Origin of the sequence: Pareuzebyella sediminis, assembly GCF_008367235.1 — a bacterium.
In the GTDB taxonomy this organism is placed as follows: domain Bacteria; phylum Bacteroidota; class Bacteroidia; order Flavobacteriales; family Flavobacteriaceae; genus Pareuzebyella; species Pareuzebyella sediminis.
This window is the reverse complement of record NZ_VTZS01000006.1, coordinates 110,919-123,068: the sequence shown is the minus strand read 5'-3', so window position 1 is coordinate 123,068 and position 12,150 is coordinate 110,919. Positions and strand designations below refer to the sequence as shown.

Here is a 12,150-nt window from a genome sequence, read left to right as displayed (position 1 = left end):
TTGATTATCTGCCAAAATTACATAAAAAAAAAGCCTCCAAGGAGACTTTTTTGTTTCTATTGACGTGATAATATTAATATTCGTCCTCGTTCCAAAGGTAATCTTCTTCTGTAGGGTAATCGGGCCAAATCTCTTCGATAGATTCATAGATTTCACCACCTTCCTCTTCCATAGACTGTAGATTTTCAACAACCTCTAGGGGCGCACCAGTTCGAATCGAATAATCTATCAATTCGTCTTTTGTCGCTGGCCAAGGCGCATCACTCAGATAGGATGCTAATTCTAATGTCCAATACATGGTATTTATTCGATTTTAAATTTTTGCAAAAATAATTTTTAAATACATATAGCCAAGTAAATCAAGCTTTTTTATGTTATTATTTTTGTTTTAATTATTTCATAACGAAGAAATAATGAAATTATTAGTAAAACACAAACTTCTGACTAAGTTTTTTATTTTACTTCTTTATCAGTGGAAGAATCTCCTGCCTTTTTCGGAATCCACTTTATTTCTTCTGCCTCAAGACTTTTAGACAATTTCCGTGCCAAGACAAAAAGATAATCTGAAAGTCGATTTAGAAATACAAGCGCATGTCTTTCGAAGGGTTCATTTTCGTGAAGAAGGGTACTTATGCGCTCGGCTCTTCGACAAACCGTTCTCGCAATATGACAGTATGACACGATAGTGTGGCCGCCAGGTAGGATAAAATGGGTCAATGGTGCCAGGTTTTCTGTCATTTGATCTATTCGCCTTTCTAGCCATTCGACATCGGTCGCTTCCAATTTGGGTAGCGTAGAGCGGTTTTCTTTTTTCTTTGGGTCGGTAGCAAGAAGGGCTCCAATGATGAATAGCCGGTTTTGAAGGTAGACTAGGTCGGTCTGTGATGATTCGTCGATCTCTTGATCGCGAATGAGACCAAGCCAAGAATTTAGTTCATCTACGGTGCCATAACTTTCGATTCTGATATGGTGTTTTTTGACTCGTTTGCCACCAATTAGAGCAGTAGAACCATCATCACCTGTTTTGGTGTATATTTTCATGCTATGTGTTCTGAAATGTAGTAATTAAAAAAGGAGATCAGTAAAAGAAGGTGTTTTTCCTCATTTTTCTTCTTTCCTATCATTCGACTTTCGTTTGTAGCCTTCCATGAACTTTCTGTTCTTTCGCCTTCCCGAACGTCTTTTGTTATAAAAGGTTATAAATAGATATACTAAGAATAATATGGCTAATACGGCAAAAATAGAATAATCCATGAGTTGAAATTCGAATTACTTAAAGTTAATGAATCAAATTCGTATTTTAAAATGTTCTTCGGCCTGCTCATTGCGGAAGAATATTGCTCCACAATAGAACATATCTACGGTAACCCTCGCTTTTTTATCGGTTAGTATCCGGTTCCATGCTTCTTCAGACCGTTTGTTGTAATGAATACCATCAAGCAACAGTAACGATTGATTGTGCACGCAGTCACCTTTCGAAAGTATGGAGGGCAATTTTCTTAGTTCTGATTTGGTAAAGTAAAGGATATCATAAGTATCGCCCTCGAATTCAATGTAGGGAAATCGGCTTTCTATCAGTAATTTGAGCTTCTCGTCTTCTGCAGGAAGCCTTAATTTTTTCACGTTAAAGTAGTCTATGCTCTTGAGCAGAACTTGAATCGACTTCGCATGCCGCGAAGCAGAAGGGGTAGACCTATAGATACATTTGGTAATATAGTTATATATAAAGGGGGAGTGTACACCGTGTTGGTTAGAGGATGCCATGAGAAATTTCAAGTAAGGCAAAAGTCTATGCACGATGGGTCATTTAATTTTTTAAATACGTTTTCCGGACCCTTTAAGGGAGACAGGGGCGATTTTTCAAGCTAGCATACATCAAAAAAAGTGAGCTTAGGTTCATAAATAGGAGTTCTACCTTCAAATGTAAAACGTATTCTACGGTTATTCCAAAAGGGCTGATAATTCGAACCATCTTTCTGTTTTACTATCTATGCTATTGATGATTTCCTGTAAGTCTATGGATAATTGGTCGATTTCGGTGCCGGTAAGGGAGTCGTCAGCAAATTTTTGCTGTAACTTCTTTTTCTTCAGCTCAAGATTCTGAATATCTCTTTCAAGGTTTCTGTACTCCTTCTGTTCGAGATAGGAAAGCTTACTCCTGCTATCTGGATTTTGAACCTTCGCACTTTGTGAGTTTTTTTCTTTGTTGCTCGCTTTTTCAATTCGTACTTCTGCAATCTTACTATCCTCATAGGCCCGATAATCGGAATAGTTTCCAGGGAAATCCTCAATAACCGTATTACCCCGGAAAACAAAGAGGTGGTCGACGATTTTATCCATGAAATAGCGATCGTGGGAAACGACCAAAAGGCATCCGGGAAAGTCAAGAAGAAAACTTTCAAGCACGTTTAAGGTCACGATATCAAGATCGTTGGTAGGTTCGTCCAATATCAAAAAGTTAGGATTTTGGATCAGTACCGTGCACAAATACAAACGTTTTCGTTCGCCTCCACTGAGCTTTTCCACAAAGTCGTACTGTTTTTTCCGATCGAAAAGAAAACGCTCCAACAATTGTTGTGCCGAAATTTGCCTTCCTTTTTTTAGGGGAATAAAATCACCAAAATCACGAATTACATCGATGACCTTTTGACCCTGTTTTATCTCGATTCCCTTTTGGGTATAGTAGCCGAACCTGATGGTTTCGCCAACAACGACCTTACCGCCATCGGGTTTTTCGATACCCGTAATGATATTCAAAAAGGTCGATTTTCCCGTACCGTTTTTTCCGATGATGCCGACCCGCTCCCCGGTGGTAAAGGTATAATCGAATTGGTCCAATATGGGCTTGCCGGGAAAAGACTTGGAAATCTTGTGCAGTTCCAAAATCTTACTGCCCATACGTTCCATATTGATCTCCAGTTGTATTTCATGTTCCTTTCTACGCTGGTTGGCCTTTTGCTTGATGTCTTGAAAATCGTCTATGCGGGACTTTGATTTTGTGGTTCTGGCCTTTGGTTGTTTTCGCATCCATTCGAGCTCTTTTTTGAACAATTGCTGCGATTTGTGTTGTTCGACGGCTTCTTGTTCGAGTCTCGCTTCTTTCTTTTCTAGATAATATGAATAATTACCCTTGTAGGCATACAGTTGACCGTTATCTAACTCTAGAATTTCGTTGCAAACCCTTTCAAGAAAAAAACGATCGTGTGTGACCATGAAAAGGGTAATATTTTCTTTGGCGAAGTATTCTTCGAGCCATTCGATCATTTCAAGGTCGAGGTGGTTTGTGGGTTCGTCCAGAACCAAGAGGTCTGGTTTGTTGATGAGCGCATTGGCAAGGGCCAAACGCTTTTTTTGGCCACCCGAAAGAAGGCCAACTTTGGCATGAAGATCTTCAAGCTTTAGCTTAAAAAGTATTTGCTTATATAATGTTTCGAAATCCCAGGCATGAAAACGCTCCATGGCTTCAAAAGCACTTTGATAGGTGTCGACATCTTCAGGACTTTCAAGGGCCTTCTCATAGCGTTGAATTACCCTTAATATTTCGTTATCAGCTGCAAATATCGTTTCCTCCACGGTTAGATTAGGGTCTAGGGCCGGCTCTTGCTCCAAGAAGGAAACCCTGATGCCCTTACGATAATTAACCTGTCCAGAGTCCGGCGAGTCTGTCCCCGACATAATATTTAAGATAGATGTCTTTCCTGTGCCGTTCTTGGCGATTAGAGCAATTTTTTGATCTTTGTTTACACCAAATGAAAGATTTTCAAAGAGGACCAGTTCGCCATATGACTTCGATATGTTCTCTACACTGAGCAGGTTCATTGATTATGCGAGTTTTGGTTTTTGGTACGACCAAAATAGAAATAAGTATCTAACGAGCAAGGCTAACCCAATCAGGATAAGTAGCGGTGAAAAAATCTGTACACCCGATAACCATAATACGGCACAAACAAGAATGAGCACCATGGAAAACAGGGCATATTTTGCTACCCAGTTGGGTCCTCTTTTTCGAGCTACCACGAAGGCCATAAAGAAGTTCAACGGAAAGGCCCAGATCAGATTTAGGTTTCCTGCGGTGGCAGAATGATCCGTAAAAAACCAAAGGAATATAATTACGAAACCAATGACCCCCGTACCTAAAAACAATGAAAAATCAAGCCATCTTCTGCGCGTGTTGTTTTTAAAATCCAAATAGGTAAGAGCTAGTACGAAAACGAAAAAGAAACTTAACCAAAAGCCTGGAGATAAAAGAAAGATAGCATGCTCTTCTTCAGGTCGTTCTTTAAAAATTGTTTCGACAGGAAGAGCCAGTGCTTTTGGGCCCAACTTGGCCACTTCAATCTCTTCCATTGTATAGGCGGGTAAGAACATATGCTCTTTTGGCGAGGCCGTATGGTCGATTACCGAGCCCAAGGCAAGGTCGATACCGAAACCCAGCCATGTGTTTATAGGCACGTTTTGCCGTATCAGCTCACGATGGGTGTAGCGTTCATTTAAATAATTTTCTTCAAAAACCAAAGCTTTTCCAAAAGCCTTTTTAAGAACGTCCCAAATTTTGGTGGCGCAGTTATTATAGAAGAAATCGTATTTGTAGTCCCGGTTCTGAGGAAGGTAATTCGTTTCTAAAATGCTGAATACGGCCTGTCGTTGTTCGAGCGACAAATCTAACTTTTGACTCTTGACCCATCGATTTTCCTCCTCATAGTTCAGTAAAAAGTATGGAAAATTTTGGCGTGAAAGCGTATAGTCCAGTTTACCACGAGCAAACTTCAGGGTAAAATTGGGGGTGGTAAAGTCGAAGGTGCCATAGTTGTAGACCACATCGAACCCCTGAGTCGCATCGTAGACGCGAATGGCGCTATGACCGAAAATCGAATACATTTCGTTGCCGGGCCCACAGGTGATTACACTTATTTCCGAGGAGGGAGAAAGCTCAACTTTTTGGGAGTATCCGAAGATACAAGGCAGCAATAGTAAAGTAAGAAGTATTTTTTTTGCCGTCATTGGATTTTTCTACTGAAATCGACGGCACAAATATCCGAATAAAATATGGTCTGGCATGGAGTATGGTAAAATGTCTTATTTTTACTTTAAACCCCTTACATATTATGAAAAGACATATACCAAACCTTATTACGTTACTCAATGTTTTCTGTGGATGCGTTGCTGTGGTATTTGCGGTTTTAAATCAGTTGGAATGGGCTGCCCTGTTCGTTTTTCTGGGGATATTCTTTGATTTTTTCGATGGGTTGGCTGCAAGACTATTGGGTGTACAAAGTGAATTAGGCCTGCAATTAGATTCTTTGGCAGATGTAATCACAAGTGGCCTTGTTCCTGGAATAGTTATGTTTCAGCTTCTGGGCATGTCGGTTACCGGAGGGTGGAATGCCGATTCTTTTGTTCATCATTCAAGCCCTGGTGTAACCTTACTAAGCCGGCCGCTCCCCCTTTTGGGTTTTTTAATTACTTTGGCCTCGGCGTATCGGTTGGCCAAGTTCAATCTCGATGAAAATCAGGTGTCTTCTTTTGTAGGTTTGCCCACGCCCGCAAATGCGCTGTTGATTCTATCATTGCCCTTGGTATTGCTATTTCAAAACAATGACGTGCTCAACCAAATCATTTTGAACCCATGGTTTTTGATCGGCGTCACGTTTTTAAGTGCATACCTCTTGAACTCAAAAATAGAGCTATTCGCACTGAAGTTTAAAAATTGGAGTTTTAAGGATAACGCTTTGCGCTACATATTCATCGTCATAAGCTTTGTACTTCTAATCACCCTTAAGTTTTTGGCGATACCCTTCATCATTCTTTTTTATATAGCAAGTTCGCTCATTGCAAAATTGAGCTTGAAGGGTACCTTAAATGAGTGAAGTAGTTCAGAAGACTTAGAAGTCAAGTTTCTTTTTTCTAAGCTCAAAATTTTGCCCTAAATATACCTTGCGTACCATTTCGTCGGCTGCAAGATCTTCTGGAATACCTGACTTCAAAATACCGCCTTCGAACATCAAGTAAGACCGCTCAGTGATGGCCAAGGTTTCTTGAACATTATGGTCGGTGATAAGTATTCCAATATTTTTATTCTTTAATTGGGCGACGATACGTTGAATATCTTCTACGGCAACGGGATCTACCCCGGCAAATGGTTCATCGAGGAGTATAAATTTTGGGTCGGTCGCCAAGGCACGGGCAATCTCGGTTCTTCGTCGCTCCCCACCCGAAAGTAAATCGCCCCGGTTTTTTCGAATGTGGCCGAGACCGAACTCTTCAATTAGCGATTCCATTTTCATCAGCTGCTCTTTTTTGCTCATTTTGGTAAGCTGAAGCACGCTCAGAATATTCTTTTCGATACTGAGTTTTCTGAAAACCGACGCCTCCTGGGCCAAATAACCAATACCGTTCTGAGCCCTTTTGTACATGGGATACTTGGTAATATCGGTGCCGTCAAGAAAAATCTTTCCCCCATTGGGCTTGATCAGGCCTACTATCATGTAAAATGAGGTAGTCTTTCCCGCGCCATTAGGTCCAAGAAGCCCTATTATTTCTCCTTGGTTTACTTCCAAAGAAATACCCTTTACGACCTTTCGACCACGGTAGGCCTTCATGATATTTTCAGCTCTGAGCTTCATGGGTTGATTTCATGATTTGTTGTAGGTTCAAGATTAGGTCTGTTAACGGTCTAGACAAAAAAAGCAATAAACTTTGAAAAAGGCCTTCCGTTTACATTTTCTTTAACCCTTTTTGTTTTTCCTTTTGTTCTCGCCGGGCTTCTCTTTTAAGTACCATTTTTGAAATATAGATACTTACTTGATATAGTATCAAAACGGGTACAGCCACAATAATTTGGCTCGTAACATCGGGAGGGGTAATTACGGCTGAGATAATCAAAACAATCACCAGAGCGATTTTTCGGTATTTTTTCATTATCTCAGGGGTAACAAGTCCTACTTTGGTCAAAAAGAAAATAATAATGGGCAGCTCGAAAATAATACCACAGGCTAAAACTGCCGTTCTTACGTTTCCAATAAAGTCATCGATGTCGAATTCGTTCAGGATCATTTCGCTTACTTGGTATGTGCCCAAAAAGTTGATGGACAACGGCGCCACTACGTAATAACCAAAAAGCACCCCAATAAAAAAGAGCGAGGATGCAATCAAAATAAACCCCTTCGAATGCTTTTTTTCGTTCGGATGGAGTCCAGGACTAATAAATTTCCATAGTTCGTAAAGTATATAAGGGAAACCGAGTATGAATCCGGCCCATATCGAGGTCCAAATGTGCATTGAAAACTGCGCGGCCATTTGGCGACTTTGAAGGGTAAAAGGAAGTTTTTCGGCACAAAAAGCCGAATCTGACCCAAAATAGGTTGCGACATCGCAAAAAAATCGATAAGTAGGGAAACTCATTTGCGAGGGACCAAGGATTATGGTATCAAACATGAACCTTTTCATCAAAAAGGCTACAAAACCAATAATTAAGACTGCAAAAACAGACCGTATAAGATGCCATCGTAATTCTTCCAAATGATCTAAAAACGACATTTCGTCGGGAGACTTGGTATTCTTTTTTGCCATTATAGTATGCCTTCGTTAATCAAGTTATGCAAATGTACAACACCCTTATAGTTTTTGCCATCCACACCCAATAATTGTGAAATACCTTTGTCTTGCATCTGTTCCAAGGCCTCAATGGCCAGAACATCTACAGCAATGGTCTTTGGGTTCGAGGTCATGATATGCTTTGCGATGAGCCCGCTGATATTGTCATATTTATTAAGCATTCTTCGAATATCACCGTCGGTAATGATGCCTACTAGATTTCCATTATCGGTAACTGCAGTAACGCCCAACATTTTTTCCGAAATTTCAACGATGACCTTTTTAACATCGGTATTGATATCGACCTCGGGTTTTTGGTTCTTGGCCACAATGTCGGAAACCCTAAGATAGAGCCTTTTACCCAAGGCACCTCCAGGGTGGTACTTGGCGAAATCTTTACTGCTAAAACCTTTCAGCTTCAAGAGACAAATGGCCAATGCATCGCCCATGACCAACTGCGCCGTTGTACTTGTCGTAGGGGCCAAATTATTTGGACAGGCCTCTTTGTCGACATAGGTATTCAATATGAAATCGGCTTGATCGGCCAAATATGAATTGGGGTTGCCCGTCATCCCAATCAATTTGTTCTTACCCCGTTTTATTAGTGGAACCAACATTTTGATCTCTGGTGTACTGCCACTTTTTGAAATACAGATGACCACATCATTGTCTTGAATGGTGCCCAGATCACCGTGAATAGCGTCACCGGCATGCATGAAAATGGCCGGAGTTCCCGTTGAATTTAAGGTGGCGACTATTTTTGAAGCGATAATGGCGCTTTTTCCAATTCCGGAAACAATTACCCGACCGTTAGAGTCGACAATGCAGTTGACTGCGCGGGCAAAATCATCGTTCAATAAATCGGCGAGATGAAGAATCGATGCGCTTTCGGTTTCTATGGTTTTCTTGGCTGTCGCCAGAATAGCTTTGTGATCGCTCAATTTGTACTCTTTCTTTTTAGGTTCCGGTTCAGTCTAAAGAAATCTTAATTACATCGATAGTTTTACTAAATCTATCCAAAAATCGAATCCGTTTCTCAAAGATTGTTCTATATTTAAGATTACAAAATTACATAATCTTAACGTATGGCTAATTTAAATCCCCTGAAATAAATTTTGAGGGTTTTGTGTCTTTCACCGATAAAAAAATATGTATCTTAAAGAGTGAGATATTTAGCTACCCTAAGTTTTTGACATACTATGGCAAATCATGATATGGTTTTGAAAGAAACGGATATAAAATCCTCTCTTAAAAAATACTTCGGATTTTCTGATTTTAAAGGACTACAGCAAGATGTGGTCACCTGTATATTGAAGGGCAAAAATACATTTGCTATTATGCCCACGGGTGGAGGTAAGTCACTCTGTTATCAGCTTCCCGCACTTATGCAAGAGGGTACGGCGATAGTGGTTTCCCCGCTCATTGCCTTGATGAAGAACCAAGTGGATGCCATTCGTGGTATTTCCGATACAACAGGTATTGCCCATGTCTTGAACTCGTCGCTGAACAAAACCGAAGTAAAACAGGTAAAACAAGATATTACTGACGGCATCACTAAACTACTTTACGTAGCTCCCGAGTCTTTGACAAAGGAAGATTATGTGGATTTTCTACAAACAGTGAACCTGTCTTTTGTTGCAGTAGATGAGGCCCATTGTATATCTGAGTGGGGCCATGATTTTAGGCCAGAGTATAGAAATCTGAGGGCGATTGTAAATCGCTTGGACAGTAAGATGCCTATAATCGCACTCACGGCTACGGCAACCCCTAAAGTTCAAGAAGATATTATTAAAAACCTAGGTATCGGCGACGCCAAAACCTTCAAGGCCTCATTCAACAGGCCGAACCTTTATTATGAGGTGCGTCCTAAGACGGCCCATGTCGATTCTGAAATTATCCGCTTTGTAAAGCAAAACGAAGGCAAGTCAGGTATTATATATTGTCTGAGTAGAAAGAGGGTCGAAGAATTGGCCCAAGTGCTACAGGTAAATGGGGTGAGTGCTGTACCTTACCACGCCGGTTTTGATGCCAAGACACGATCAAAGTACCAAGATATGTTCTTGATGGAGGATGTCGATGTCGTTGTGGCTACCATAGCCTTCGGTATGGGAATCGATAAACCTGACGTGCGGTTTGTCATTCATCATGACATTCCGAAGAGCATTGAAAGTTACTACCAAGAAACCGGTCGAGCCGGTAGGGACGGGGGTGAAGGGCATTGTCTGGCCTTCTACGCTTATAAGGATATCGAAAAACTGGAAAAATTCATGTCCAATAAACCAGTGGCAGAGCAAGAGGTGGGAAATGCGTTGCTGCAAGAAGTTGTGGCCTATGCCGAAACTTCTATGTCGCGTAGAAAATTCATGCTCCATTACTTTGGTGAAGAATTCGATGAGGTCAACGGTGCTGGTGCCGATATGGATGATAATTCGCGAAATCCTAAAGAAAAAGAGGAGGCTAAAAAAAATGTAGTCAAATTATTGAATACGGTAAAGGCTACGAACGAGAAGTTCAAATCAAAAGAAATTGTTAAAACACTTACTGGAAAGGTGAATGCCCTGGTGTCTTCACATAAAGCCGATGAGAAGTCTGTTTTTGGTAGCGGTTCCGATAAGGGAAAAGGGTATTGGATGGCCCTTATCAGACAGGTCTTAGTAGCTGGATTGCTCAAAAAGGAAATTGAGCAATACGGAGTGCTACGACTCACTGGTTCGGGGGATGATTTTTTAAAAAATCCCCAATCGTTTATGATGACCAAAGACCATACCTATGATAAAGATGGCGCCGATACCATCGTAGGAGCCGCGAAAGGAGGGGTGGCCGATGAAAAGCTTTTGAAGCAATTGAAAGATCTCCGTAAATCGCAAGCAAAAAAGCTGGGAGTGCCCCCCTTTGTGGTGTTTCAAGATCCCTCTCTTGAAGATATGGCAACGAAATACCCGGTTACCGTAAGTGAACTGAACAATGTGTATGGTGTAGGGGAGGGCAAGGCCAAGAAATATGGCAAGCCATTTGTGGAATATATTGCTGCTTATGTAGAAGAAAATGAGGTTATACGGCCTGATGATTTGGTGGTGAAAAGTACGGGTGCCAACTCTGGACTCAAATTGTACATTATTCAAAATGTAGATAGAAAACTTCCGTTAAATGATATTGCTTCGGCCAAGGGGCTCGAAATACCAGAACTTATTAAAGAAATGGAACAAATCGTTTTCAGTGGTACAAAACTTAATTTGAACTATTGGATCGATGAAGTACTCGATGAGGATCAACAGGAAGAAATTCATGAATATTTTCTCGAAGCTGAATCGGACGACCTCGAAGCGGCCATGAAAGAGTTTGATGGCGATTACGAAGATGAGGAACTTCGATTGTATCGGCTTAAGTTTATCAGCGAAGTTGCGAATTAGATATGAGATAAACCATCATTCTACAGAACCGACGATCCTAAAGGCAAATCAATTTTTTTGTATAGGCAAATTACCCTTTTGAACCTCTTCTATTGAAGGTAAAGAAATACTCACCAATTGAAATCCTCAAGCCCTGTAATTTCGGAATAGACTTTTTAACTTCGGTCAACTTTCATCTGCCACAGAACACCCTCAGAGCAACTTTATAAGTACCATCTTTACAAAAGACTACGCAGCTCCTTTAAATATAGTACGACAGAATAACTTGCTGAAGCAAATTCTTATCGGTTATATTTTGTTTAATTATAAATAAAAAACTTTAAACAATAATTAAGAATGTTTGATGATTTTCTAGTTACCTTCATCAAAATTTAAAACTAAATACTATGAAAAAGATTACAATTATTGCAATGGTTGCCCTTCTGTTCAGTGTGACCACTTCATTCTCACAAGCAAAGACTATTGTGGGCGTGGCATCTGGTAACGACAGTTTCTCTACGTTGGTCGCAGCTGTACAGGCAGCCGATTTGGTAGGGACGCTGAACAGTGATGGGCCGTTCACGGTTTTCGCACCGACCAATGACGCTTTTGACAAGTTACCGGAAGGTACGGTGGCAGGTTTGTTGAAACCAGAAAGTAAAGATGCGCTTACTGGAGTATTGACGTATCATGTTTTGGCTGGAAAGTATGATGCTGGAGCGGTAGTAAAAGCTATAAAAGAGAATAATGGCTCTTTCACCGCAAAGACTGTTCAAGGCGGAGACATTGTTCTTTCGCTAGACGGAAGCAATGTAATGTTGACCGATGAAAAAGGAAATACTTCTACCGTGGTATTGGCCGATGTTGCCGCCACTAACGGAGTAATTCATGCTATCGACACAGTAGTGATGCCTCAATAAGTACAAAGTATTGGCCATAAAAAAGAATCGCAATCAATTAATTTGATTGCGTTTTTTTGTGAGTAGCTTTTTTGATCTTCCTTTATGATAGTACGGTCTAAGACTACAATAATTTTATGTATGAGGTGGTATTGAGTACCGATTCGACTGGCTTTTCAGGTTCGTGGTCCACTTGTAGTCAAAATCCCAATCGATAATACTTATAAATATATAATAGAAGAAATTGAAGCAAAGCTAGACTCTAGGTT

Annotated in this window: 11 protein-coding genes; 3 read left to right on the top strand and 8 right to left on the bottom strand. The window is 40.6% G+C overall.

Translation table 11 applies throughout. The features are described 5' to 3' along the window. Window positions 1-73 precede the first annotated feature (73 nt). The 5 genes from F2B13_RS18400 to F2B13_RS18380 form a co-directional block, all read right to left on the bottom strand. Window positions 74-298 carry a DUF2795 domain-containing protein gene (locus tag F2B13_RS18400; protein WP_013994285.1) on the bottom strand — a complete coding sequence of 75 codons (225 nt, stop codon included), beginning with the start codon at window positions 296-298 and terminating at the stop codon, window positions 74-76. 155 nt (window positions 299-453) lie between these two features. After that, complete coding sequence (locus tag F2B13_RS18395; protein WP_149275282.1) at window positions 454-1,041, bottom strand: cob(I)yrinic acid a,c-diamide adenosyltransferase; 588 nt, start codon at window positions 1,039-1,041, stop codon at window positions 454-456. Between the two features lie 246 nt (window positions 1,042-1,287). Continuing rightward, window positions 1,288-1,797, bottom strand: a complete 510-nt coding sequence (locus F2B13_RS18390; RefSeq protein ID WP_149304809.1) for a hypothetical protein — start codon at window positions 1,795-1,797, stop codon at window positions 1,288-1,290. Window positions 1,798-1,941: 144 nt separating this feature from the next. Continuing rightward, entirely contained in the window at window positions 1,942-3,819 is a 1,878-nt protein-coding gene (locus F2B13_RS18385) for an ABC-F family ATP-binding cassette domain-containing protein (RefSeq protein ID WP_149304808.1), read from the bottom strand. A 3-nt stretch (window positions 3,820-3,822) separates the two neighbouring features. Further along, window positions 3,823-5,001, bottom strand: a complete 1,179-nt coding sequence (locus tag F2B13_RS18380; RefSeq protein ID WP_149304807.1) for an Lnb N-terminal periplasmic domain-containing protein — start codon at window positions 4,999-5,001, stop codon at window positions 3,823-3,825. 104 nt (window positions 5,002-5,105) lie between these two features. Between F2B13_RS18380 and F2B13_RS18375 the strand changes: the two genes are divergently transcribed. Continuing rightward, window positions 5,106-5,867, top strand: a complete 762-nt coding sequence (locus F2B13_RS18375) for a CDP-alcohol phosphatidyltransferase family protein (protein ID WP_149275286.1) — start codon at window positions 5,106-5,108, stop codon at window positions 5,865-5,867. A gap of 15 nt (window positions 5,868-5,882) precedes the next feature. On the opposite strand, the gene lptB is transcribed toward F2B13_RS18375, so the two are convergent. The 3 genes from lptB to F2B13_RS18360 all read right to left on the bottom strand — a co-directional run bounded on the left by lptB (window position 5,883) and on the right by F2B13_RS18360 (window position 8,534). Next, entirely contained in the window at window positions 5,883-6,623 is a 741-nt protein-coding gene (lptB, locus tag F2B13_RS18370; protein ID WP_149275287.1) for an LPS export ABC transporter ATP-binding protein, read from the bottom strand. A 91-nt stretch (window positions 6,624-6,714) separates the two neighbouring features. After that, window positions 6,715-7,569 (bottom strand): twin-arginine translocase subunit TatC, encoded by an 855-nt coding sequence (gene tatC, locus F2B13_RS18365; protein ID WP_149275288.1) that lies wholly within the window; start codon window positions 7,567-7,569, stop codon window positions 6,715-6,717. Next, the gene (locus tag F2B13_RS18360; protein ID WP_149275289.1) at window positions 7,569-8,534 is read right to left on the bottom strand and encodes a KpsF/GutQ family sugar-phosphate isomerase; all 966 of its coding nucleotides are present in this window, start codon (window positions 8,532-8,534) and stop codon (window positions 7,569-7,571) included. Before F2B13_RS18360 ends, tatC begins: the two co-directional genes overlap by 1 nt. A gap of 258 nt (window positions 8,535-8,792) precedes the next feature. Here F2B13_RS18360 and recQ point away from each other — a divergent pair, with 258 nt between their 5' ends. Further along, entirely contained in the window at window positions 8,793-11,003 is a 2,211-nt protein-coding gene (gene recQ / locus F2B13_RS18355) for a DNA helicase RecQ (protein WP_394348977.1), read from the top strand. 410 nt (window positions 11,004-11,413) lie between these two features. Next, window positions 11,414-11,902 (top strand): fasciclin domain-containing protein, encoded by a 489-nt coding sequence (locus tag F2B13_RS18350; RefSeq protein ID WP_394348979.1) that lies wholly within the window; start codon window positions 11,414-11,416, stop codon window positions 11,900-11,902. Window positions 11,903-12,150: the final 248 nt, after the last annotated feature.